The following is a 25,213-nucleotide window of genomic DNA, read 5'->3' as shown; positions in this document are numbered from 1 at the left end:
GGTATAATTAAATTGTAATTTCTAAATTGTCGTAAGCCAGAAAAACATTTTCAGGTAGTTGTTTCTGTACTTCTTCATGAAAGCCTAAAACATGACTTATATGCGTTAAATAAGCTCTTTCAGGTTTAACTAGATCAATAAAATCAAGTGCCTCTTGAAGATTAAAATGAGTATCGTGAGGTTCAACTCGCAAAGCATTTACAACCAGAACTTTTATTCCTTTCAGTTTTTCAACTTCTGCCTGTTCAATAGTTTTAACGTCTGTCAAATAGGCAAAATCTTCTATTCTGTACCCAAAAACTTGTAAATCGCCATGCATAGCATTTATCGGAATTGCCATTTTATCTCCAACAGCAAAAGGCGCATTATTATGCACCTCGATTGTTTTTACGCTTGGAGCTCCAGGATATTTATTTACTGTTTCAAAAACATAGTCAAAACGACGTCTCAGATTATCTAAAACGCGTTTATGTCCATAAATTGGAATTTCTCCCTGTCTAAAATTAAAAGGGCGAATATCATCTAATCCAGCAGTATGATCTGCATGTTCATGAGTAAAGAGAATTGCATCGAGCTTTCGACATCCGCATGAAAGCATTTGCTGCCTGAAATCGGGACCACAATCAATAACATAAGAATGCTCGTTCCATGTTATCCAAATGGATACACGAAGCCTTTTATCCTTAGCATCAGTGCTTTTACAAACTGGATGATCGATTCCGATAATTGGAATGCCTTGAGAAGTGCCTGTACCTAAAAAATAAACCTTCAATTGAACTTAATTTTTTTACAAAAATAGGATTATTTCTCTTTCATTAGACTCCTAATTTACTAACTTTGTAACAAATCTATTTAAAACAAAATGGGTACAGAAATAAAACTCAAAGGTGACAAGGTCATCGAACAGATTCCTTCTATAAAAGACAAAGCGTTACGCATTAATTTAAACGAAAATATTTACGGAACTTTTGCTGAGATTGGCGCTGGACAAGAGACAGTTAGACATTTTTTCAGATCCGGAGGTTCATCAGGAACTATTGCAAAAGCGATGTCTGCCTATGATAAAGATTTTAGTGATGCCATTTATGGAACGGAAAGTGACGGAAGATATGTTACTGAAGAGCGATTAAAAAAAATGCTTACTCACGAAGGGCAAATCATTGAAGAGCGATTAAGCCGTGAAAAACATCCTACAAAACTTTTCTTCAGTTACGCCAACACGGTTGCCACAATAGATTTTGCCAAACAATTTAAAGGTCACGGCTGGGTTGGAATTAGATATCAAATTGAACCAGACGAAGCTTATAACGAAATTATCCTACATATTCGTTTTAAAGAAACTGACGCTAGATTACAACAAGAAACACTTGGAATTTTAGGAGTTAACTTAATTTACGGTGCTTTTTACAAATACAACGATCCAAAACGATTACTTCGTTACTTATACGATCACTTAGACAAAGATCAGCTAGAGATCGATACTATTAACTTTTCTGGACCCCGTTTTGCTGATGTAGACAATCGTTTGATGAGTTTGCAATTGGTTAAAAACGGAATGACAGATGCCGTAATGTTTAACCCTGAAGGAAAAAACATTCTACCAGCCGCTATTTTATACAAAAAGAACCTTTTAGCTTTAAGAGGAAGTTTCCGTCCCGTTACAAAGGTAAATATGGACATGTATGAGAAATCATTAGAAATGTTTCTTAAGGAAAATAAGGTTGAAAAAAACAATACTCTTGTAGTTTTTGAAATTACACTTTCGAATTTACGTTCAGATGGAGAAATTGACGAGCGTGACTTTATGGATAGAGCAGAATTACTTTGTTCTCTAGGCCAAACAGTTATGATTTCTAATTTCCAAGAATATTATAAAGTTGTAGAATACTTTGCAAATTACACCAAAGCTCGTATGGGATTGGCAATGGGTGTAAATAACCTTGTTGATATTTTTGATGAGAAATACTACCGTCATTTAAGTGGTGGAATTCTAGAAGCTTTCGGAAAACTATTCTATCGTGATATGAAAGTATTCTTGTATCCGATGTTAGATGAAGATGGTTCATTAATGAATTCAAACAACTTGAAAGTTCACCCTCGAATGAAAGAACTGTACAAATTCTTTAAATTTAACGGAAAAGTTGTTGATATTGAAGATTATGATCCAAATATCCTAGATGTTTTCTCTAGAGAAATTCTAAAAATGATCAATCAAGGCAAAACAGGTTGGGAACCAATGCTTCCTCCTGGAATTCCAGAAATCATTAAAGAGCATCATCTTTTTGGATATCATCCGCAGAAAGAATTAGAACAAAATACGTAATAAAAAAGTCCCAATTAAGGGACTTTTTTTTGTTTCAGGTTTCAAGTTTCAAGTTACTATTGGAACGGGTATTTTTTTTTAACGCAAAGTTCGCAAAGTTTTTTCGAAAAGCTCCCGAAGAAATTATATAAGGCTTTGTAAAAGTTTTTTAAGTCCTCAAAGTAGTATAATCGATACTTCTAAGCTTTGAGAACTTAAAAAAACTTTAATTCAAACTGTAAACCTTTGTGAACTTTGCGAAAAAACTTTGCGCGCTTTGCGGTTAAAATACAAGTCCCAACAGGCAACTTGAAACTTGAAACTTGAAACAAAAAATCTCTATTTCAAAATCTGAGAAGCATGTTCTTTTGTTTTTACTTTTTCGATTACTTCTTCGATAATTCCTTTTTCATTAATTACAAAAGTAGTTCTGTGAATTCCGTCATACTCTCTTCCCATAAATTTCTTTGGTCCCCAAACTCCAAAAGCATTAATAACCGATTTGTCTTCATCAGCAATTAACGGGAAAGGCAATTCGTATTTTTCTTTGAATTTCACTTGCGCTTTAGCACTGTCAGCACTTACACCAAGAAGTTCGTAATTATTAGCCTGAAAACGGTGAAAATTATCTCTTAAGTCGCAAGCTTCGGCTGTGCATCCTGGGGTGCTTGCCTTTGGATAAAAGAAAACAACCAGTTTCTTTCCTGCGTAATCCGCTAGCTTATGTGTTTTTCCGTCTTGATCTGTTCCTGAAAAATTTGGCGCTTTATCTCCTGCTTTTAATGTTGTCATATCTTTTTATTTTAGATTTTAGATTCTGGATTGCTGATTTTAGATTATTCACAAAGATAACTTTTAACTCACAACTCTTAACTCATAACTTATAATTCACAACTTTTTTATGCCCCAGATTGCAGTGGAAACCCCGGAATTATGATAGTTTACATTTTTTGTATTTAAAAAGCGACCAACGGAAGCTCTTTTAAATACTTAAAAATGTTACTAGCATAATGAGGAGTTGAAACGAAAATCTGGATTAGGCACATCATTAAAATTATACTATTTTTACAGTATTAAAAACACGGAAATGAATAAAGAAGCTCGCGTACAATTTGTTATCGACACCTTAAAAGAACTCTACCCTACTATACCTGTTCCGCTTGACCATAAAGATCCTTACACGCTTTTGATTGCAGTTTTGCTATCTGCTCAATGCACTGATGTTCGAGTGAATCAGATTACGCCTCTTTTGTTCGCAAAGGCAGATAATCCGTACGACATGGTTAAAATGTCAATCGAAGAAATTAAGGAAATTATTCGTCCATGTGGTTTATCTCCGATGAAATCAAAAGGAATTCATGGTTTGTCTGAAATTTTGATTGAAAAGCATAATGGCGAGGTTCCGCAAAGTTTTGAAGCACTTGAAGCTTTACCAGCGGTTGGACATAAAACAGCAAGTGTAGTAATGTCACAAGCTTTTGGCGTTCCAGCTTTTCCTGTAGACACACACATTCACCGATTAATGTACAGATGGAATTTATCTAACGGAAAAAATGTCGCACAGACTGAGAAAGATGCTAAAAGATTATTTCCAAGAGAATTATGGAATGACTTGCATTTGCAGATTATTTGGTACGGCCGAGAATATTCTCCTGCACGAGGATGGAATTTAGAAAAAGATATTATCACAAAAACTGTTGGAAAGAAATCTCTAGTTGAAGAATTGGAAAAAACAGCATCAAAAAAATAAGGTGCAAAGATAAAAATCTCTGCACCTTTGTTACTTTGCAACTTTGTCCCTTTTAACAGAAACTACATTCCAGCTTTTAAAGCATTATATTCTGCATTCATATCAAGTGATCTATAAACACCTAATAATGTTTTGGTTGCATCTTGATTTTTTGGCTCAATAGCAAGCACTTTCTTCAAGTACGGAATTGCGCTTCTTGTAATATCATCTTTTCTAGCATTAAGCTTATCATACTTTTGCATCTCTGCCGGAGTTGTTCCTAATGAAGATATTTCATCCGCTAAATCTTTTTTAATTTGCAATTTTAGGTAAGCTAAATTAATATAAGCATCAATATAATTTGGATCCAATTCTAAAACATAATTATATATAGATTCTGCTTTCGGATAATCCTTTTTTTCAAGATATGCATAAGCCAAGTTATTGTTTACTTCTATTTTTTTAGAAGGCAAAGATTCTGTTCTTGGTTTTTCGTAAAAACCTTGTTGTATAGCAGATTCTCTAGCTTTTGGCGAAATAAAAACATCTTCTTCTTTGGTTTTCTTATTTGTAGCGTAGTATAAAACACCTTTTCCAGAATAATTAATCTTTTTTAGGAGTTCGTAATAAGTCACGGCAGCATTGTAATCTTTTGCATTTATAGACGAAGAAGCCGCGTTAAATAAGTTTAGAGTATCTTTCTTGTCGAACAAATACACCTTATAACTTTTTTCGGCACTTTCTTTATAATTTCCAGCTTTAAAATCTATCATTGCACCATTTACAAGACTGGCTTTCATATCTTTTAAAGCCATATTTGCTTTAACAGTCCATTTAAATTTTCCTGACTCGTTCTCATATAAAAACACATCTTGATACGATTGCGATGCCAAGGTAAAATTATTGGCAGCATCTATGTTTTTTACAGCCAAATCTTTTAAGACATTACCTTTTAAGAAATAGTAATCAGATTTGTCTTCATCAGATGCATTAAGAATAAGATATTCTGTTTTAGTTAAAATTGCCAAAGCATCTTGACTGTTTCCTTTATCAAATAAAGACTGCGCTTCTTTAATTTTGTCTTTTTGAGCAAATGCGCCAATACTCATCAATAGCAAGCATGACAACACTTTAATATTATCTTTCATTTTACGGTTAAGTTTTGGTGATTAAATGATTTTCTTAGTTTGTTTGAGGTATGGTAAAAAAGATAATTAATTGGTTCAAAAAAAATATCTTTTATTACCATTTCATGAGTAACATTTGCTGGTTCAAAAGTCTCTCAAAAATCAAATGGGCATCAAACTTAACAAAATAAAGCAGGGTAGTTTTTCTTCATAAACAATCTGTTTTTGGGTTAATTATTTAATTATTAGTTGATTATTTTTCAATCCATAAAAAAGAACCTATTTTTTCAATACGAATAACACTCCATAAAAGCATTTTTACCGAATAAAAAATTAGTTTTTTAACTAAAATAGAATTAAAAACTAAACAAACACATAAATTTTCATCAAAATATTAAATTTTAACAAAACAGACAAAAAAATGATGTAAAAACCTTATATTTTTTTCATTAAAAAATATAAATAAAAAAAAGCTCACTACTTGCATATAAAATATACAAACAGTGAACTCTTAAACCAAAACGACCATTTGGTTTATTTTATTAAACATCCGACAGGAGCAGTGGGCTGTTTAGTTAGCTATAATCTCAAAATTTTTATCGTCAACCTTCACTACTGTCAAGGCTTTAGAATAATTCAATAAAAAAGAAACGACTTCTTTTTTAGGTTTAAGATTTTTAGAAGCTAATGCTTTTTTTGAGTAAATTTTCCCCATACTATCAGAATGTTTTATACTAATATAACGGGTTTATTATCAAAATAGTATTAGTTAGTTAAAATAATTTGATGTTTATCTATAATTTTTCTCAAATTCATTAATGCATAACGCATTCTTCCGAGCGCTGTATTGATGCTAACGCCCGTAACCTCAGAGATTTCTTTGAAACTCATATCTTGATACATACGCATTACCAATACTTCTTTTTGATCATCAGGTAGCTCTTCAATTAACTTTTTTAAATCTAGTTCGACCTGATCCACAATCATTTTGCCCTCAATTGTCAACGCATCGTCAGACATAATAGAGAAGATTGAAAACTCTTCTGTCTCTCTGTACATTGGCATTTTTTTGGTTTTACGAAAATGATCAACAATTAAGTTGTGAGAAATACGCATAACCCAAGGCAGAAATTTACCTTCTTCGTTGTACGAATTGCTTTTTAAAGTTTTAATTACTTTAATAAATGTGTCTTGAAAAATATCATTTGAAATATCTCTATCAGCAATCTTAGAATATATAAATCCATATATCTTAGACTCGTGCCTTTTAATTAATGTTGCCAGCGCAGCTTCGCTACCGTCAACATAATTTTTTACTAATAGAGCGTCTGGAGTATGCAGATCAGCCATAATAACTACTTTTTTTAGTTTTATTTTAAAATTTGGAGTATTTTCTAAAAAGTAGTTTTTTTATATAGGCGTGTCTTTTTTTAAGTTATGTTAATATTGTGACCAAATTTAACAAATTTTAATTTTAAAAAGCAAATAAAATCATTAATTATTATTAGTAAAACTTTTATTAATGTACAATAAACATAAAATTTACGCAAAAAGAGCTAAAAATCCGTAAAACAAAAGCTCTCAAAAAGTGTTAAAAAACAAACGTAATTACCTTACAATTAACAAGATAAAATATATTTATTGCATGAAATCTAAATTTAAATTACAATTTTTCTTGAAATAAAACGACAATTCATCGATATTTTTCTAAAAAAGACTTCAAACTGCATGTTTTCACATTCTAAAAATAGATTTTTTTTAGCCGAAACAAGTCATTCGAATTATGATAAAATAGTTAAGATTTGGAACTAAATCCTTAACTAAATCCAATTCAAAATTGATTACTTTTGTAAAAATTGACTTTTTTATGCAAATTGACCTTTCTAAAATAGATCCAAAATCAAATATTATAATTAAAGGAGCGCAGGTACATAATTTAAAAAATGTAGATGTTGTTATTCCGAGAAATAAACTGGTTGTTATTACAGGTCTTTCAGGATCTGGAAAATCGAGTTTAGCTTTTGATACTTTATATGCCGAAGGACAAAGACGTTACGTAGAAAGTTTATCTTCTTATGCTCGTCAGTTTTTAGGTCGTTTAGATAAACCTAAAGTAGAATACATTAAAGGTATTGCTCCTGCAATTGCTATTGAACAAAAAGTAAATACAACTAATGCCCGTTCGACTGTTGGAACTTCTACAGAAATATACGATTACATTAAACTTTTGTTTGCTAGAATTGGCCGCACTTACTCTCCTATTTCTGGACAGGAAGTTAAAAAAAACACCGTAACAGATGTTATTTCTGATGTTAAGAGTCTTCCTCTAGACAGCAGATGGCTTCTGCTTGCTCCTATTCACCTAGAAGAAGGGAGACAGCTTGAAGATAAACTTAAAGTACTTTTACAGCAAGGTTTTGCTCGTATTTTGGTTGACAATGAAATGGTTCGTTTAGATGAATTTTCAGCTTCAGATTTGCACCAATTTGATAATAAAGATATTCTTTTGATTATTGATCGTATTGTTGTAAAAGAGGAAGAAGAATTTTACAATCGTTTGGCCGATGCTGTGCAAACTGCTTTTTTTGAGGGAAAAGGAATTTGTTATCTGCAAGAATTAAACGCTGAAAAGAGATTTTCTTATTCAAATAATTTTGAGCTTGATGGAATGACTTTTCTAGAGCCAAATGTTCATTTATTCAGTTTCAACAATCCGTACGGAGCTTGTCCTGTTTGTGAAGGTTACGGAAATATAATTGGAATTGATGCCGATCTGGTTGTGCCAAACACTTCATTATCAATTTACGAAAGTGCCATTTATCCGTGGCGCGGCGAAAGCATGAGTTGGTATAAAGATGAATTGGTAAAACATGCTTATAAATTTGATTTCCCAATTCATAAACCTTATTTTCAACTAACTGAAGAACAAAAAGATTTAATTTGGACAGGAAATCAGTATTTCCAAGGGCTGAATGATTTTTTCAGAGAACTAGAAGAAAAAAATTATAAGATTCAAAACCGTGTAATGCTATCTCGTTACCGTGGTAAAACGAAATGTCATGCGTGTAAAGGTAAACGTTTACGTGAAGAAGCCTCTTATGTAAAAATCAACGGAAAAACAGTTTCTGACTTGGTCGATTTACCAATAAAACATTTAGTTACATTCTTCAAAAACATCGAATTAAATCAATACGAGCAGCAAATTGCTAAACGTTTGATGGTAGAAATCAATAATCGCTTATCTTTTCTAACAGAAGTTGGATTGGACTATCTTACTTTAAATAGAAATTCTGCTACTCTTTCTGGAGGAGAATCTCAGCGAATTAATCTAGCGACTTCTCTTGGAAGCAGCTTGGTTGGATCGATGTATATTCTTGATGAACCAAGTATTGGTCTGCATCCTAAAGATTCTGAAAGATTGATCAAAGTATTGCTTTCTCTTCGTGATCTTGGCAACACTGTAATTGTGGTTGAACATGATGAAGATATCATGAAAGCTGCCGATATGATTATTGATATTGGTCCAGAAGCTGGTACTTTTGGAGGAAAACTAGTTGCTCAGGGAACTTATGATGAAATTTTAAAGTCAGATTCTTTGACTGCAAAATATTTAAATGGTGATTTAGAAATTTCTGTTCCGAAAAAAAGGAGAAAATACAAAAATCATATTGATATCATCGGCGCACGAGAAAACAACTTAAAAAATATTGATGTTACTTTTCCTTTAGATGTTCTAACTGTTGTTACAGGCGTTTCTGGAAGTGGAAAAAGTACATTGATCAAGAAAATTTTGTTTCCTGCCGTTCAGAAAAAACTAGAAAGTGCTGCTGAAAAAGCAGGACAATTTTCTGAGATTTCAGGATCATTTTCCCAGATTAAGCATATTGAATACGTGGACCAGAATCCGATTGGAAGAAGTTCTCGATCAAATCCGGTAACGTATATTAAAGCATATGATGATATTCGTGATTTATACGCCAAAGAAAAATTATCAAAAATAAGAGGTTATCAGGCCAAACATTTCTCTTTTAATGTCGATGGAGGACGTTGTGAAACTTGTAAAGGAGAAGGCTCTATAAATGTCGAAATGGTTTTCATGGCAGATGTTTCTCTTCCTTGTGAAACCTGTGGAGGAAAAAGATTCAAAAAAGAAATTCTAGAAGTTACTTTTGACAATCAAAACATCAACGACATTCTTACAATGACAATTGATGATGCGATTGCTTTTTTTGAGAAAAACAAGCAGTCTAAAATCACTCAAAAATTACAGCCTTTGCAAGATGTTGGTTTAGGATATGTTCAATTGGGACAATCTTCTTCTACTCTTTCTGGTGGAGAAGCACAACGTATTAAATTGGCTTCTTTTCTGGTAAAAGGTGCTACAAAAGATAAAGCTTTATTTGTTTTTGACGAACCTACAACGGGTCTGCATTTTCATGATATTAAAAAGCTTTTGGCTTCGTTTGATGCTTTAATAGAAAAAGGACATTCGATAATTGTAATCGAACATAATCTGGATTTAATAAAATGTGCTGACTGGATTCTTGATTTAGGGCCTGAAGGTGGAGAAAATGGAGGTCACTTACTGGCATCTGGAACTCCAGAAGATATTGTTAAAGTAAAAGAATCTGTAACGGGAGTTTACTTAAAAGATAAATTGTAGCATTTATCCGTTTTCAAATAACAAAGCCATAAATACAATTGATTAATTTGTATTTATGGCTTTATATTTTATTTCTCTTTTTTACCGTTCTTAAGCTACTAAACATCTTTCCTCAAAGGGAAGACCATCTTCGTCAATAGCTACTAAAATCTTTTTCTGTTTTGAAGCCTCAAAAGTAAGATAAAGCCATGCAAATGACCACAAACCTAGAGTTAAACAAAAAATCAAAAAATTTAAACTGTGATTCACCACTTTTCCGCCTTTAGATAAGACTGCAAAAAGAAGCTCATCATTCCTTTCTTCTAAAGTAAATCCGTTATGAACTTTGTTTGATATCATATTAGAAAATACTTGCATGCTTTGTTCATGGCTGAGATGATTGTACTTCATAATTACTAATCTACAATTAATTCTGGTTACACTTTTATTCGTAATCTCTTGCTAAAATATTTAATTCTAAAAAATAAAAAACATTTTATCTTTAATCATTTTATTAGAAAAAAACTACGTTTTGAGCAAAGTACTGCTAAACATTCATGATAAAGTTAATTTTTATTCAATTAATTACAAAGTATCCAAGTGTTAAAGTTTTAAATTTAATCACTCGTTATCAATAATTTAACCTTTGTTTTTAATATTAAAAACAGGAGATTCATAATCTTCTTTTAAATAATTAGGCGGAATCGTTGTGGTGTTTCCATCACGCAAAGCGCCGTAATGTGGCGACATGATCTCAATACCAGCAGCATTAAAAGAGTCCTGAATATTCTGATGAAGCGAAGAATAAATCCGAGGCTGTTTAGTCGGTTCTTTTGTATAAACATTTATTTGATATGAAACATAAAAATCGTCCAAACTGGTTTGAAGCACAAACGGTTTAGGCTCTTTTTCTGTCATTTCTGTCTTTAAAGCAGCATCAATCAGAGCGGCATAAATATCTTTCCAAGGCACATCATATCCGATTGTTACTGTGGTATGAATTAGTAATCCGTTGGTAGACTGATTTGTGTTTGCCGAATAATTTGTAGAAGTACTCGACAAAACGGTTGCATTTGGAATTGTAATATCTTCAAATTTCGGTGTCCTGATTCGGGTTACCAAAGCGGTTTTTTCAATTACTTCCCCACTCACGTCTCCAATTTTTATATAATCACCAATCTTAAACGGACGCATATATGTAATAACCAATCCTGCCACCATATTAGCAATCGCATTAGAAGAACCGAGTGAAAACAAAACCCCAACAAATACCGAAACTCCTTTGAAGATTGGAGAATCTGAACCTGGCAAATACGGAAAAATAATCACTAGCATGAAGGCGTACATCAAAAGGCGAATTACATTGAATGTTGGCAATGCCCAATCGCTATAAAAACCGTTAATTTTAATATTTTCTGATTTTATTTCGTAAAAGAAAAACTTAATTATTTTGAGCGAATATTTAAAAATAATGATGATTACTATTATAGTAAACAAGCTCGGAAGAAAATCAACAAATCCCATAAAAGCAGATTTTGCAGGCGTTAAAATCCATCTGAGCAATGTTGTAGTGTAGTCTTTCGTTGCTGGAAAAATACTGAATAAAACAGGAAGCGAAAGATAAACGATTAAAATAAGCGTGATTATTTTAATAACGCCGAAAACTCGAAGCAATAAAATCAGCTGTTTCTCTGGAGACAATATTTTGATGGAATTATAATGCACTCCTTTAAAATACTTTGCTCTGTTTTTTACAACATAGTTTTTTATGAAATTAAAAATTTTAGCCGTCAAAAATAAAACCAAACCGATTATTAGAACCAATAACGCCGTATAGCCTATTCGTTTTGGCAATTGCGAATAATTTTCATTCTGATAAACTATCGCGCTTTTAATTTTAGATAAATTACGATTAGCAATAGCACTGACTGTACTATTTTCAGCTTTTGCATCGGAATCAAAAACAGACATTACCACCAAGTCGTTTTGGTAAACAATATCCATAGAAGTATCTGAAGGAATAATTTTAATGGAATCTTTTTCAAAAAAAGATTCATTATACAGTCTCTTAATTTTATTGGTAATGTATTCTGCTCTTTCTTTTGCAGAAAAAGAACCCACATTATGGTAAACAAAAAAAAGCGTGTCTTTAAAAGGAGTTACAGGATACCCTTTTAGTTTTACTATTACAGAATCTTTTTCAGAGGCTTTCAGATTATTTTTCTGAGCTATTACTGAAAAAGACAAAAAGACAAAAAAGAAAGCTAATAACCTAAGTACTTTTATTTTCATATTTAACTAGAAATAAATTAGTTATCCTTCCTAACAAATATAAAGACAAAAAAGTTACAATTTTAAATTATTTAAAATTTTCCTACAACTCACAATTAGATTTTGATTCCAATCTTCTTAAAAATAGAATCTATAACATTATTAATATCTGGAGATATCTTGAATTTATAATTTAAATACAGATATAAAATAGTTACTAATATTGATTTAAGAGCAATACTGATTAATTGAAAAAATGGAAATTCCCAGAAATAAAACAATAAAAACAATGCAAATGTTAGAACCATTGAATGAATCGTCTGTTTGGTAAAAGGATACAAATCAAGCTTCTTAACCACAAAAAGTAATTTTGCCAAACTGTATAAAGTAATTGAAAGAAGAGTTGCAAATGCAGAACCAAAAATTCCTAAAATTGGAATAAAAATAATGTTTAAAATTACTGTTAAAACAACCAGCATTAACCCTAAATACAATACCATTCGGTAGTATTTTGTGTTGAAAATAATAGCGTTGTTGTTTCCTAAAATCAAATCGAAGTACTTCGAAAGTCCAATCATGAAAACAACTGGTATCCCGCCACTGTATTCTTTAGGAACCAATTCATACAATTGATCAATATTTACAAAAATGCATAGCATCACGAAACCTCCCACAATTTGAAGATTGATCGAAGTCTTTTTGTAAAGCTGATTTAATTCATCATGCTTGTTGTCATGCATTAATTTAGCTGTAATTGGGTACACGATCTGATGCATGGCACGACTCGGTACAGAAATTACTAAAGCAATATATGTGGCAACAGAATAATATGCAATATTTTCAATTTTCATGTACTGATTCAAAATCAGCTTATCTCCATCTAAAAGCAAATTGGCAACGCTTCCTGATAAGATAATATAAAAAGTATACTCCATTACACTTTTTACATTTTCTGGTATTGTAATCTGAAAATTCGGCTTTTTGATATAGAATGCGTAAAACATTGTTATGATAAAAGCTAGGAAATAAATACCAGCAGTAACATAAACAAACTGAACTAAGCTGATCCAATTGAAATACAATCCGATTAAAGCAAAAGTTGAAAGTAATCTTAAGCCAACTTCTTTAATAAAGTTCCCGAAAACGGAATGCATATGCACTCGCGCCCAAGCATAAAAAATCTCAAAATAAGCCATACAGATTCCGATAAACGGAATAAGAAGCATAAACTCTCGAACAACTGGGTTTTCTTTAGAAACAAAATCGGTTATATCGTCGTAAAAGAAGATTCCGATAAGTCCTAACGGAATACACATTAAAATCGGAAACAGTGCTGTAAAAGACAAAAACTGCTCTCTTTCTTCTTCTGTTTTATATTGAGAATAAAATTTTACAAGCGTATTTTGCATTCCGATAGCAAACAAAGGCATAATTACGTTTGCTGCAGAAGTAATGTAATTCGTTAATGCGTAATAAGTTGCCCCAAGAAAAACGGGATAAAGATATAATGTATTAATGGCTCCGATACCAAAACCAATGTATGTAATTATAGTGTTTTTAAAAGACTGATTTAAGACAATACCCATTTCTTGAGTTTAGATTGTATTTATTTTAATGATTATCCTTTAATCAGCTGTGCTAATTGCTTGGTTAGATTTTTTCGTGAATATTGCTGTAAACCAATCCCATGCGATTGCAATTTCCCTTCCAAAAACTGATTAAAAAAGTCCAAAATTACACTTTTTAACTTCGCTTTTTCAGAATAATCAAAAAATACTCCAGTATTCGTCTGTGTAACGATATCGGCAAAGTCAGAACCTTGAGGCCCAATAGCAATTATCGGACGGTTTGAAACCATATATTCGAACAATTTTCCTGGAATAATGCTTTTAGTATCTTCAGAATTAATTTCTATTAAAAGCAAAACCTGAGATTTTCTTTGGTGTGCCACCGCTTCTTTGTGCGAAACGTAACCGACTAAATTCAAATAATCATTTAATTGATGTTCTTGAATAGCATCTAAAACTTCCTGACTTACTGCTCCAATTAGTTTTATTTCTAAATGAGTCTTAAATTCTGGAACTTCTTTAAGTAATTCTACTAAAACTTCCCATAAAAATGGTGGGTTTCTATCAGACAAAAAAGAACCGATATGAGCTAAAGTAAATTTAGTGTCCAAAGTCTGTTTTTCGACAGTTTCAACGTCGTAACCATTTGTAATTACTGTAATTGGCTTATTGGTAATAGCCTCAAATTCAGTTTTTGTAGTTTTACTTGTTACAATAATTTCGTCTGCAGAATTAAGCACTTTATGCTCTAAATTTTTATGTTTTTTTTCAGCATAAGAAGATAAACGCAATGCTTTATGATATCCAATTGTTGTCCAAGGATCACGAAAATCGGCAAACCATTTTACTTTTAATTTCTGCTGCAATTCTAAACCAATTAAGTGCAAACTGTGGGGCGGTCCAGAAGTTACAATCGTATCAATATTATTTTCTTGAATGTATTTTTCTAAATAAGAAACAGATGGTTTTACCCAAAATACGCGGGCATCCGGAATAAAAAGATTTCCTCGAACCCAAAGAAATATTTTATCTAAAAAAGTCTGTTTTTTCTTTTGCGGAAAAATTCCAGAACTGATTTTCTTGGTTTTATTCTTCGAAAAAATGGAAGCCAATTGATAAGGCTCCCAAATTTTATTTTTTAAAACAATAACTTTATCTGATATTTCGCTTACCAAACCTTCATCTACAATTGGATAAGTCGGGTTTTCCGGAACGTAAACTATTGGCTGAACATCAAATTCTGGCAAGTATTTTACAAATTTTAGCCAGCGCTGTACACCTGGCCCACCTGCGGGTGGAAAATAATAGGTAATTATTAAAAGTTTTTTTTGTTCCAATGCTCTTATTTAATTTCTTAAAAACAGTCTTAAAATTGAATTAAGCGTTTTCGTCATTTTCATTATTCAGTTTCCCTAATTCTTCAATATCTAGAATATCCTTAGCGCGATTAGAAGCTTTTTTAGCAATAATTAAACTTTCATAATCGATAAAATAAACTGGAGTTTCACCAATCATTACAATTGTTGCGTCTTCCAACAAAGAGGAAAAAGATTTATCTTCTAACCCTTTTACAGCAGTCATTATATCCAGTCTTAAACCATAACTTAGAGTAAAATCAGTCCAACCTGGTATAAACTGCATTGTTTCGATAGTTTCGAAATCTCCTAAATTTATTGACTTTAATGCTTTTCTTAAATTAATTCTATTCTCGATTGTATCTTCTAAATAAATATCAATATCTCCGGTACTTCTATTGTATCCATATATATTAACAGCAAATCCACCAATAGTTATATACTTAACCTTGTTTTCAAAAAAACTATTCCAAATGGCAACTATTTGCTCATTCATCGCTTTTTAGCTTTAATAATTTTAGCTGTTTTTAATGTATAAGAAACTTCTATTAGAGCCATTAATCGCTCCAATCTTTCCAAATAAGAAAGTGACTTAATTTCTGCTATTCTCTTAGCTTCCAATTCTTTCGGATCACCAAAATTCAACACAACATTCTTCATCACTTTAATTTTTAAAATTAACTAACACAAAGATACAAAACGAATTACGAATATATAATTGCCTAATTATATCGCAATTATTCCTTTTTAGCTTTTCGATTCTCAAAATAAATCCCTGCACCTAGAAGCAACAACATTCCAATTGAACTTATTAAAGTAATTGTACCCCCTGTTTTAATAATCTGAGGCTCAAATTTAAATTCAATAGTATGTTTTCCGGCAGGAATTTCCATTGCTCTTAAAACATAATCAACTGGGAAATGATCTGTCAATTTTCCGTCAATATAAGCGTTCCAACCATTTTTATAATACATTTCAGAAAAAACAGCTAAACCATCTCCTTTATTTTCTGATTTGTATTTAATATAATTTGGCTTGTAAGTAACCACTTTGATAGTTCCTGTTGTATCAAAAGCTTTCTTTAATCTCGCATTTTGGAATTTACTTTCATGTTCGTGAACATTGAAAACGGCTACTTTTTTAGTATCCAAAGTATTCAACGCTTTCATTACGTCATCTGGTTTATTTACCAGTTTTACTGCACCCACAAACCAAGCATTTCCATTAGCATCTGGATTAACAGCAGGAATTTGATTTCCGTCTTTATCCACTTGAATTACATACTTAACATTCAGCATATTAAGCACTTCTAAATTATTTTTAGCAATTTGATAATCATACAATTGTTGCATTCTTCTTGGTCTTACAGCACTATAACCTCCAATTGTTTTATGGAAATAAGAAGATCTTCCTTGTAATTGTCCTTGAAGATCAAATACGCGGTAAACTGAAGTATCTTTTAATATCTGAGAATCTGCCTGTGTTTCTTGGAAAGGTGCCGCAATTTGAACTGGACTCACAAAATCTTTAGCAGAAACATATTTTTTATCCACAAAGAACAAATCAAAAATCATTACGATTCCAACTACGATTAAAGTTGTTGTTTGAGAGAATCTGTTTTTAACAAACATCCACAATACAACAAAAGTAATTACGATTAAAAACCCAGATCTCAATAAATCTGCATAATACATAGTCATTCTGTCTTCTCTTAAAGCATCAACAAAACCTGGTCCGTAGCTCTCCAAATAAGCATTATCGTTCATTCCTGTAAAATGGAAGAAACTTTTAGCAACTAATAAAATAACAAGAACTCCCAAACCAAAAACTCCTGTCTGCACTAATGCTTTCTGCTGTAATTTCGGCTTACCTTTAGCTTTAAAGAATGATTGTAATCCCATAACAGCTAAAACTGGGAAACATAATTCTAAAATAACCTGAATTGAAGATACCGCTCTGAATTTATCGTAAAGAGGAACATATTCAATAAAAAAATCTGTCAACAATGAGAAGTTTTTACCCCAAGAAAGTACTAATGTGAAAAGCGCTCCGGTAAGGAAAACATATTTAATTTTTCTTTCGTCAATAAATAAAGCTAAAACTGCCAAAAAGAAAACTACAGCCCCAATGTAAGCTGGCGCCGAAACAATTGGCTGATCTCCCCAATAAGTAGGCATTCCTGAAACAAAATCTTGAGCTTGAGAAGCAGGAACCCCCTGCTCAAGCATAAATGCGTACATACGGCTATCTGTGCCTACATTTTCATGACTCGAACCTCCAAAAATTCTAGGAGCAATTAAATTTAAGCTTTCTGCAATACCATAACTATATTCTGTAATATAATCTGTAGTCATAGAAGCAGTGGTTTCATTTTTAGATCCATCCGGATTAAAAGTCAGCTCACTTTTATCTCTGATACTATATTTAGCATATTCGTTTGTTGCCATTAAATTACCAGCGTTGGCACCTAATGCAAAAATTCCCGCAACTAATAAGACTCCACAAGAAATTAAAAGTCCTTTAAAATCTTTTTCTTTGATATAATTAAAAGCATAATAACCTGAAAGTATCAATAAGAAAATCAATAAATAATAGGTCATCTGGAAGTGATTGGCACTAATTTCTAGTGCCACCGCAAACATGGTGAGTAGACCTCCCTTAATGTATTTTTTCTGAAAAACGAGTATAAAACCGGCTATTACCAAAGGCATATAAGCAATAGCATGTGCTTTTGCATTATGTCCAACGCCTAAAATAATGATCATATAAGTTGAAAAACCAAATGCTATTGAACCTATAAAGGCTTTCAAAGGATCTGTTTTTAAAACCAATAATAAGCCATAAAAACCCAGGAAATATAAAAATAAGTAATCAGCAGGACGCGGAAGAAAACGCAAAACGTCATCTACTTTACCAATAAAATCGTTCGGATAATTTGCTCCAAGCTGATATGTTGGCATTCCTCCAAAAGCAGAATTTGTCCAATAAGGTTCAGCATTTTCAATAGCTCTAAAGTCATTTTGCTCTTTTGCCATTCCGGTGTATTGAGCAATATCAGACTGGAAAATTTGTTTTCCTTGTAGAACTGGATAAAAATAAATTAACGAAACAAAAATAAAGCCCAAGATAACAAGGGCATGCGGATAGAACTTATTTACTATTTTCAATTTTGGCTAGTTTGGGTTAAAATGAATCCTAAATTTTCAGGACACAAATCTAATCTATTTCTTCGTAATCGACATACTCTCCCACTTTTTTGGTTTCGCGCGGATTTTTAGCATTAGCAGTATTGATGATTATTTCATCATTATTACTTGTATTGCGATTATTCTGATATGTATTGCCTTGATTATACTGCTGCTGTTGTCTTTGAAAATTTTCACTAGCATTCTCTACCGCCTTTTTAACCAATACTGGCAAAAAGATTCTAGCTAAAAATTTAAAAATGTAATAAAAAGCTATAACCCACATGATGGTTTTAAACAAACCTGAAAATGATGCTTCTTGCATAACTATATATTTTTTTCCAAAATTAATAAATCCAATCCTTAAAAATAAAATATGAATCTTAAATAAATAATAAAATATGTACATTTGAAATGCGTTATTATTTTTTAATCCAAAAAAAATTATATGTTCCAAATTAAAAACTTACTTGCCCCGGTACTTTTTTTTATTCCACAACTGTTTTTTGCGCAATATACCGATGTTATTAATTCCAACCGCCCTGGAGAAACTATGTCAGCTTATGCTGTCGGAAAATCTGTAATTCAAGCCGAACTTGGTGTTTATGGCATTAAAGAAAAACACGATTTATTAGATTACGATGCCAGCGGATTTGGCACAGATTTAACCATTAGATTTGGTGCTTTTCTAGAACAATTAGAGTTTATAGCTGACTTGCAATATCAGGCAGAGAACTTTGATACTCCTTACACTAGCTATAAAAAGAATAATTTCAGACAAACCGTTTTAGGAGCTAAATATCTTATCTACGATCCATACAAAAACTATAAAAGAGAAGTAAACATCTATAGCTATAAAGCCAATCGTAATTTTCAATGGCGCGAATTGATTCCAGCTGTTTCTGTTTTTGCAGGAGCTAATTTTGTTGGAGCAGATAATCCGTATTATTTTTCTCCAGATGGAGCCATTTCTCCTAAAGTATCTATCATTACACAAAACCTTCTAGGAGGAGGATCTTGGGTTTTTGTAACTAATATTATTGCAGATTATATCGGAACTGACTATCCAAGTTACGGATATGTATTAACTTTGACGCACGGTTTTAACGACAGATGGTCTGGTTTTGTTGAAAATCAAGGATACAAAAGCGATTTCTACAGCGATTCAATTCTTCGCGGAGGAGCTGCTTTCCTTCTTTCTTCCAACATGCAAGTTGATGCATCGATAAGTACTAATTTTAAAAACACACCATCTATTTTATATGGCGGTGTTGGAATATCATGGCGCTATGACGGATGGTACAAGGAAAAACAAATTGAAAATAAAGCAGCAGACAGAGCAAAAAAGAATCCTGACAACGAGAAAAAAGTAGATTATCAGGAAAAAGAAAGAAAACGTAAAGCAAAATACGAATAAAACATAAATAACTAGATCCTTTTTAAGGACTCTTAATACCATCTAATGATTACAATTAAAGAAGCCAAAAGCAAGAAAGAATTAACCGAATACATCAAATTTCCTTTTTCATTATATAAGGACAATCCGTATTGGGTGCCACCCATTATTTCAGACGAATTGGAATCTTTTGACAAAACCAAAAACCCTGCATTTGACAATGCCGAAGCTTATTTTTATTTAGCTTATAAAGACAACAAAATTGTTGGCCGAATCACAGCTATTATTAATTGGGCTGAAGTTAACAATCAGCACAAAAGAAAAGTACGTTTTGGATGGTTTGATGTAATTGATGATATTGAAGTTACTAAAGCATTGCTTGAAAAAGTTTTCGAATTAGGAAAAAAACACAATTTAGAGCATGCTGAAGGTCCGATGGGATTTTCGAATTTAGATAAAGTTGGAGTTTTAACTGAAGGATACGATCAAGTTGGAACCATGATTACATGGTACAATCACCCGTATTACGTGACACATTTGGAACAATTAGGGTTTCAAGTCGAAAAACAATATATCGAAAGTATATTTCCGTTTTCTAATGTAAAACCAGAATTCTTTCAGAAAGCACAAGAATTAATTAAAAAACGCTACGGACTAAAATCTCTTACGTTTACCAAAACAAAAGACATTATGCCTTATGTAGACAAAATGTTTGACTTATTTAATGAATCGTATGAAAAACTAGCTTCATTTGTAGCGATTTCAGATGTTCAAAAAGAATACTTTAAAAAGAAATATATTAGTTTTATCAATCCCGAATACATAAAATTTGTTTTGGATAAAGACGATAATCTAATCGCTTTTAGCATTGTAATGCCAAGTTTTGTTGAAGCTTTGCAGAAAATGAAAGGTAAATTATTTCCTTTTGGTTTTCTTCATTTATTAAAAGCGAGAAAACACAGTAAGGATGTTGTTTTTTACCTTATCGGAGTTCATCCAGAATATCAAAACAAAGGTGTTACAGCAATTATTTTTGATGAATATTACAAGACTTTTTCAGCTAAAGGAATTCAGACTTGTATTAGGACTCCAGAGTTATTAGAAAACAACGCCATCCATTTACTTTGGAAAAATTTTGACCCAATTATTCACTGTCAGAGAAAAACTTATTTGAAGAATCTTTAATTTTCAGTGCAGTTATCACAATAAAAAAATCCATTCGTCCCCAAAACGAATGGATTTTTCACTTTATAAAACACATCATTACTCTACTTTGCAATCTACTTTTACCAAAGTATTTTTTTGATCAAATTTTAGTTTTGATTTATCTTTAAAAGAAACCTTGTCATTGGCAGTTACCACATCCCCATAACCTTCAATAAAAGTTCCATCTTTCTGTAGAAAAGCAACTTCTCTTACAGACGAAACTCCTTCCGAATTAAAAGTATAATCAGCAATTAAAGTATCCCCTTTCATATTGCCAATTAAGGTTCCTTCGTTTTTATCTTTTCCAACCAAATTATAGCTTAGTTTTCCGTTTACCTCTTGATGAGAATTAACATTAAAACTCATCTCAATAACACTTCCGTTCAATTTCCAAGCATAGCATTGATCTCCAGCAGGTTCTACAATTTCAGCTTCTTTTGGCGGACTTGGTGTAATTTGTATTGGTTCTGTTGTTGTTGCTTCTTTTTTGCAAGAAACAAAAACAGACAGCGCCACTACCGCTATTGTAAGTACTTTTTTCATAATTCTATATTTTTATCTTGTGATTATGATAATAAAATTAACCTAAATAAAAAAAATCCATTCGCATAACGAATGGATTTTTTTACATAATTCCCACTAGAGAATTTTATTTTAAAGTCAATTACGAAACGTCAACAGTTGTACGCTCTGCAATTTCCTTATAAGTTCCGTTAGTCAATTTCTCACGAATTGCTTCAAAAGCAGTTAACGTTTCATTGATATCTTCAATTGTATGAGAAGCCGTAGGAATCATTCTCAACAAGATAATTCCCTTAGGAATAACAGGATACACAACGATAGAAAGGAAAATACCGTAGTTTTCTCTTAAATCGTTTACCATTACCATTGCTTCAGGAATACTTCCTTCTAAGTAAACTGGTGTAATACAAGTGTTTGTATCTCCAATATTAAATCCTTTTTCTTTAAGACCGTTTTGCAATGCATTTACGTTTTCCCAAAGTTTATCTTTAATCGCAGAAGATTTACGTAATAACTCTAAACGTTTCAAAGATCCAATTGTCTGAATCATTGGCAATGCTTTAGCAAACATTTGAGAACGTAAATTGTATTTCAAATAATCGATAACTGTTTTATCAGCTGCTACGAAAGCTCCGATATTAGCCATAGATTTTGCAAAAGTAGAGAAGTAAACATCAATCTGATCTTGAACTCCTTGCTCCTCACCTGCTCCAGCACCAGTTTTACCTAATGTCCCAAAACCGTGAGCATCGTCTACCAATAATCTGAAATTGTATTTTTTCTTTAATTCAGCAATTTCTTTTAATTTTCCTTGCTGTCCACGCATTCCGAAAACACCTTCAGTAATAAATAAAATACCTCCGCCTGTTTCTTCAGCCATTTTAGTAGCACGTTGCAGGTTTTTTTCCATACTTTCAAGATCATTGTGTTTGTATGTGAAACGTTTACCCATGTGTAAACGAACACCATCAATGATACAAGCATGTGAATCTACATCATAAACAATAATGTCATTTTTAGTAACCAAAGCGTCAATAATAGACACCATACCTTGGTAACCAAAATTTAATAAATAAGCAGATTCTTTCATTACGAACTCTGCTAATTCATTTTCTAATTGTTCATGGTACGTCGTGTGTCCAGACATCATACGAGCTCCCATAGGATACGCTGCACCAAATTGAATTGCCGCATCTGTATCTGCTTGACGAACTTCTGGATGATTAGCTAAACCTAAATAATCATTTAAACTCCAGTTTAAAATATTTTTTCCGTGAAATTGCATTCTAGGACCCAACTCTCCTTCTAACTTTGGGAAAACATAATAACCTTCTGCTTGAGAAGCCCATTTTCCTAAAGGTCCTTTATTGTCCTGAATTCTTTCGAATAAATCTTTTACCATAATATATGTAGTAATTTTTTTTACTTAATCAGCGAGCAAAAATAATCATTATTAATTTAAAATGAAGAGCCTCAATTATTTTTATTCAAAAATATTATGCTTACATAAAATAATAAGGTTTTACGTATATTTGTTTGATCCCAAAAAAGCCCTTAGCTCTGTAATTATGTAAAAACATGATTAATATCATAATAAAGGATAAAAAAGTCTTTTATTTTTGTTTGAAATTTAACACAAAACAAAATCTAAATATATCATGAAAAGAACTAACAAAACCTGGATTAAAACGAGCTTTCTTATCTGCTCGTTATTTATGTTGCTGCTCTTAGGCAGTTGCAAAAAAGAAGCTAAAGATTATGCAGACATCATGACTGAGGGCGAAATGGAAGCTGAACTCACAGCTCCTCCTCATGTTCCTAAACCAGTTGGAAACAGAACGGCCATGAAATTGAAATTAAACATGGAAATTAAAGAACAAGAGGGAACAATGACTGATGGTGTAAAATATACTTATTGGACGTTTGGAGGTTCTGTACCTGGAAGTTTTATTAGAACTCGTGTTGGCGATGAAGTAGAATTTCACTTAAAAAACCATCCTGATAACAAATTACCTCATAATATCGATTTACATGCCGTAACTGGCCCAGGGGGCGGAGCAACCTCATCTCTTGTAGCTCCGGGACACGAAAAAGTATTCAGTTTTAAAGTTATAAATCCTGGACTTTATGTTTATCACTGTGCTACTGCTCCTGTCGGAATGCACATTGCAAATGGTATGTATGGATTGATTTTGGTTGAACCAGAAGGCGGACTTCCTCCTGTTGATAAAGAGTACTACGTAATGCAGGGAGATTTTTACACTCAAGGTGAATATGGTGCAAAAGGCCTTCAGCCTTTTGACATGAATAAAGCGGTTAAAGAAACTCCTGATTATGTTGTATTTAACGGAAAAGTTGGTGCATTGACAAATGGTGGAGAATTAACAGCAAAAGTTGGCGAAACAGTTCGTTTGTTTGTTGGAAACGGTGGACCAAATTTAGTTTCTTCTTTCCATGTTATTGGAGAAATATTTGACAATGTACATGTTGAAGGCGGAAGCGCGGTTAACAAAAATGTGCAGACAACCTTGATTCCCGCTGGTGGCGCTGCTATTGTAGATTTTAAAGTCGAAACTCCGGGAACTTTTATTCTGGTTGACCACTCTATTTTTAGAGCATTTAATAAAGGGGCGCTAGGAATGCTAAAAGTGGAAGGAAAAGAAAATAAAAACATTTATTCTGGAACAATCCAAGAAGGTATTTACCTGCCTGAAGGTGGAACTATACAAAAAATGCCAGGCGGATCTGCTGTAAAAACTGTAATTCCAAAACGAACAGTTGCTGAGAAAATTAATATTGGTAAAGAAATTTTCGGAACAACCTGTTTTGCCTGCCATCAATCTGAAGGACAAGGAATTCCAAGTACTTTCCCTCCTTTAGCAAAATCAGACTATTTAAATGCCGATTCTAAGCGTGCTATTAAAACAATCCTACACGGTTTAACTGGAGAAGTTACTGTTAATGGCAAAAAATACAACAACGTAATGCCTGCTCAGAATTTATCTGATGATGAAATCGCAAATGTATTAACCTACATTTATAATAGTTGGGGTAACAACAAAACCGAAATTACACCAGAAATGGTAAAAGCGTTAAGATAAACAGCAAACACTCAGCATGAAAAAATACATTTTCATACTAACTATCTTTTTCTCTGTGTTTAGTGTCATGAAAGCACAGGAAAAAGGAATGGCTTTCATAAAAGAGGGATCTTATATCCCTCTTTATGGAGCTACTTCTCAAAAACCTGTTATCGTAAAACCTTTTTATATAGACATTTATCCCGTAACAAATAGTGAGTTTTTAGAGTTTGTCAAAAAAAATCCTTCTTATCAAAAATCAAAGATTAAAGGAATTTTTGCTGATAAAAGCTATTTGTCTTATTGGCCAACTGATTTTAATTTTGGAAATGCTAAACCTAAATCGCCAGTAACGAGTGTTTCTTGGTTTGCAGCAAAAAAATATTGCGAATGCCAAGGAAAACGCTTAGCAACCATGGATGAATGGGAATATGTTGCGATGGCAGATACTAAAAAGATTGATGCCAGAACCAAAAAAGAATTCAACGAATATATTTTGTCTTGGTATGAGAAATCGAGAACGTATGAAAATGAAATTGGAAAAACTTTCAAAAATTATTGGGGAGTTTACGACATGCATGGTTTAGTTTGGGAATGGACTTCTGACTTTAATAGTATTTTTTTATCAGGAGAATCTAGAAAAGACAAAAGCACTGACAAAAACCTTTTCTGCGGAAGCGGATCAGTAAATGCATCAGATTTAATGGATTATGCCGCTTTTATGCGCTATGCGTTCAGAGGAAGCTTGAAAGCGCAATATTCAACACGAAATCTTGGTTTTAGATGTGCCAGCACCACAAAACCAAAAATCTAATTTAAAATTAGTTTTA

Annotated in this window: 22 protein-coding genes; 7 read left to right on the top strand and 15 right to left on the bottom strand. The window is 32.4% G+C overall.

The window, feature by feature from the left end:
- Positions 1-7 precede the first annotated feature (7 nt).
- Entirely contained in the window at positions 8-772 is a 765-nt protein-coding gene (locus JI750_RS09595; RefSeq protein WP_202000817.1) for an MBL fold metallo-hydrolase, read from the bottom strand.
- A 90-nt stretch (positions 773-862) separates the two neighbouring features.
- Between JI750_RS09595 and JI750_RS09590 the strand changes: the two genes are divergently transcribed.
- On the top strand, positions 863-2,323 hold the full coding sequence (locus tag JI750_RS09590; RefSeq protein WP_202000814.1) for a TonB-dependent receptor: 1,461 nt from the start codon (positions 863-865) through the stop codon (positions 2,321-2,323).
- 318 nt (positions 2,324-2,641) lie between these two features.
- On the opposite strand, the gene bcp is transcribed toward JI750_RS09590, so the two are convergent.
- On the bottom strand, positions 2,642-3,094 hold the full coding sequence (gene bcp, locus JI750_RS09585) for a thioredoxin-dependent thiol peroxidase (RefSeq protein WP_202000811.1): 453 nt from the start codon (positions 3,092-3,094) through the stop codon (positions 2,642-2,644).
- Positions 3,095-3,389: 295 nt separating this feature from the next.
- Between bcp and JI750_RS09580 the strand changes: the two genes are divergently transcribed.
- Positions 3,390-4,052 (top strand): endonuclease III domain-containing protein, encoded by a 663-nt coding sequence (locus JI750_RS09580; RefSeq protein ID WP_202000808.1) that lies wholly within the window; start codon positions 3,390-3,392, stop codon positions 4,050-4,052.
- 62 nt (positions 4,053-4,114) lie between these two features.
- Here the strand turns inward: JI750_RS09580 and JI750_RS09575 are convergent, their stop codons facing one another.
- The 3 genes from JI750_RS09575 to JI750_RS09565 form a co-directional block, all read right to left on the bottom strand.
- The gene (locus JI750_RS09575; RefSeq protein ID WP_202000805.1) at positions 4,115-5,179 is read right to left on the bottom strand and encodes a tetratricopeptide repeat protein; all 1,065 of its coding nucleotides are present in this window, start codon (positions 5,177-5,179) and stop codon (positions 4,115-4,117) included.
- 550 nt (positions 5,180-5,729) lie between these two features.
- Positions 5,730-5,873 carry a hypothetical protein gene (locus JI750_RS09570; RefSeq protein ID WP_202000802.1) on the bottom strand — a complete coding sequence of 48 codons (144 nt, stop codon included), beginning with the start codon at positions 5,871-5,873 and terminating at the stop codon, positions 5,730-5,732.
- A gap of 50 nt (positions 5,874-5,923) precedes the next feature.
- Positions 5,924-6,508 carry an RNA polymerase sigma factor gene (locus JI750_RS09565; RefSeq protein WP_202000800.1) on the bottom strand — a complete coding sequence of 195 codons (585 nt, stop codon included), beginning with the start codon at positions 6,506-6,508 and terminating at the stop codon, positions 5,924-5,926.
- A 517-nt stretch (positions 6,509-7,025) separates the two neighbouring features.
- Between JI750_RS09565 and uvrA the strand changes: the two genes are divergently transcribed.
- A complete protein-coding gene (gene uvrA / locus JI750_RS09560) occupies positions 7,026-9,821 on the top strand; it encodes an excinuclease ABC subunit UvrA (RefSeq protein WP_202000798.1) in 2,796 nt (931 codons plus the stop codon).
- A 90-nt stretch (positions 9,822-9,911) separates the two neighbouring features.
- Here the strand turns inward: uvrA and JI750_RS09555 are convergent, their stop codons facing one another.
- The 8 genes from JI750_RS09555 to JI750_RS09520 all read right to left on the bottom strand — a co-directional run bounded on the left by JI750_RS09555 (position 9,912) and on the right by JI750_RS09520 (position 18,504).
- Positions 9,912-10,211 carry a DUF8108 domain-containing protein gene (locus JI750_RS09555; protein ID WP_165352478.1) on the bottom strand — a complete coding sequence of 100 codons (300 nt, stop codon included), beginning with the start codon at positions 10,209-10,211 and terminating at the stop codon, positions 9,912-9,914.
- A 228-nt stretch (positions 10,212-10,439) separates the two neighbouring features.
- A complete protein-coding gene (locus tag JI750_RS09550; RefSeq protein ID WP_202000796.1) occupies positions 10,440-12,092 on the bottom strand; it encodes a mechanosensitive ion channel family protein in 1,653 nt (550 codons plus the stop codon).
- Positions 12,093-12,187: 95 nt separating this feature from the next.
- Positions 12,188-13,657, bottom strand: a complete 1,470-nt coding sequence (locus tag JI750_RS09545) for an oligosaccharide flippase family protein (RefSeq protein WP_202000794.1) — start codon at positions 13,655-13,657, stop codon at positions 12,188-12,190.
- Between the two features lie 32 nt (positions 13,658-13,689).
- Positions 13,690-14,976, bottom strand: a complete 1,287-nt coding sequence (locus JI750_RS09540) for a glycosyltransferase family 4 protein (RefSeq protein WP_202000792.1) — start codon at positions 14,974-14,976, stop codon at positions 13,690-13,692.
- A gap of 40 nt (positions 14,977-15,016) precedes the next feature.
- Positions 15,017-15,490, bottom strand: a complete 474-nt coding sequence (locus tag JI750_RS09535; protein ID WP_202000789.1) for a nucleotidyltransferase — start codon at positions 15,488-15,490, stop codon at positions 15,017-15,019.
- Positions 15,487-15,654 (bottom strand): hypothetical protein, encoded by a 168-nt coding sequence (locus JI750_RS09530; protein WP_202000786.1) that lies wholly within the window; start codon positions 15,652-15,654, stop codon positions 15,487-15,489. The genes JI750_RS09535 and JI750_RS09530 overlap by 4 nt, the downstream gene beginning before the upstream one ends.
- A 77-nt stretch (positions 15,655-15,731) precedes the next feature.
- A complete protein-coding gene (locus JI750_RS09525; protein WP_202000783.1) occupies positions 15,732-18,161 on the bottom strand; it encodes a YfhO family protein in 2,430 nt (809 codons plus the stop codon).
- A gap of 49 nt (positions 18,162-18,210) precedes the next feature.
- A complete protein-coding gene (locus JI750_RS09520; RefSeq protein WP_111366970.1) occupies positions 18,211-18,504 on the bottom strand; it encodes a DUF4834 family protein in 294 nt (97 codons plus the stop codon).
- A gap of 123 nt (positions 18,505-18,627) precedes the next feature.
- On the opposite strand from JI750_RS09520, the gene JI750_RS09515 reads away from it, so the two are divergent.
- Both JI750_RS09515 and JI750_RS09510 read left to right on the top strand, forming a co-directional pair.
- A complete protein-coding gene (locus JI750_RS09515; RefSeq protein ID WP_202000780.1) occupies positions 18,628-19,596 on the top strand; it encodes a transporter in 969 nt (322 codons plus the stop codon).
- 45 nt (positions 19,597-19,641) lie between these two features.
- Positions 19,642-20,760, top strand: coding sequence for a GTP cyclohydrolase (locus JI750_RS09510; RefSeq protein WP_202000778.1), 1,119 nt, complete (start codon positions 19,642-19,644; stop codon positions 20,758-20,760).
- Positions 20,761-20,838: 78 nt separating this feature from the next.
- Here the strand turns inward: JI750_RS09510 and JI750_RS09505 are convergent, their stop codons facing one another.
- Together JI750_RS09505 and capB are read right to left on the bottom strand one after the other, a co-directional pair.
- Positions 20,839-21,324 carry a hypothetical protein gene (locus JI750_RS09505; RefSeq protein ID WP_202000776.1) on the bottom strand — a complete coding sequence of 162 codons (486 nt, stop codon included), beginning with the start codon at positions 21,322-21,324 and terminating at the stop codon, positions 20,839-20,841.
- A gap of 121 nt (positions 21,325-21,445) precedes the next feature.
- Positions 21,446-22,705: a cysteate-C-fatty acyltransferase gene (gene capB, locus JI750_RS09500; protein ID WP_202000773.1), complete on the bottom strand. Its 1,260-nt coding sequence runs from the start codon at positions 22,703-22,705 to the stop codon at positions 21,446-21,448.
- 313 nt (positions 22,706-23,018) lie between these two features.
- Here capB and nirK point away from each other — a divergent pair, with 313 nt between their 5' ends.
- Both nirK and JI750_RS09490 read left to right on the top strand, forming a co-directional pair.
- Entirely contained in the window at positions 23,019-24,404 is a 1,386-nt protein-coding gene (gene nirK, locus JI750_RS09495; protein WP_439649350.1) for a copper-containing nitrite reductase, read from the top strand.
- A gap of 16 nt (positions 24,405-24,420) precedes the next feature.
- Positions 24,421-25,197, top strand: coding sequence for a formylglycine-generating enzyme family protein (locus tag JI750_RS09490; protein WP_202000769.1), 777 nt, complete (start codon positions 24,421-24,423; stop codon positions 25,195-25,197).
- Positions 25,198-25,213: the final 16 nt, after the last annotated feature.

Source organism: Flavobacterium tagetis (assembly GCF_016735615.1).
GTDB classification, from domain to species: Bacteria; Bacteroidota; Bacteroidia; order Flavobacteriales; family Flavobacteriaceae; genus Flavobacterium; species Flavobacterium tagetis.
This window is presented reverse-complemented; position numbering and strand designations above follow the sequence as displayed.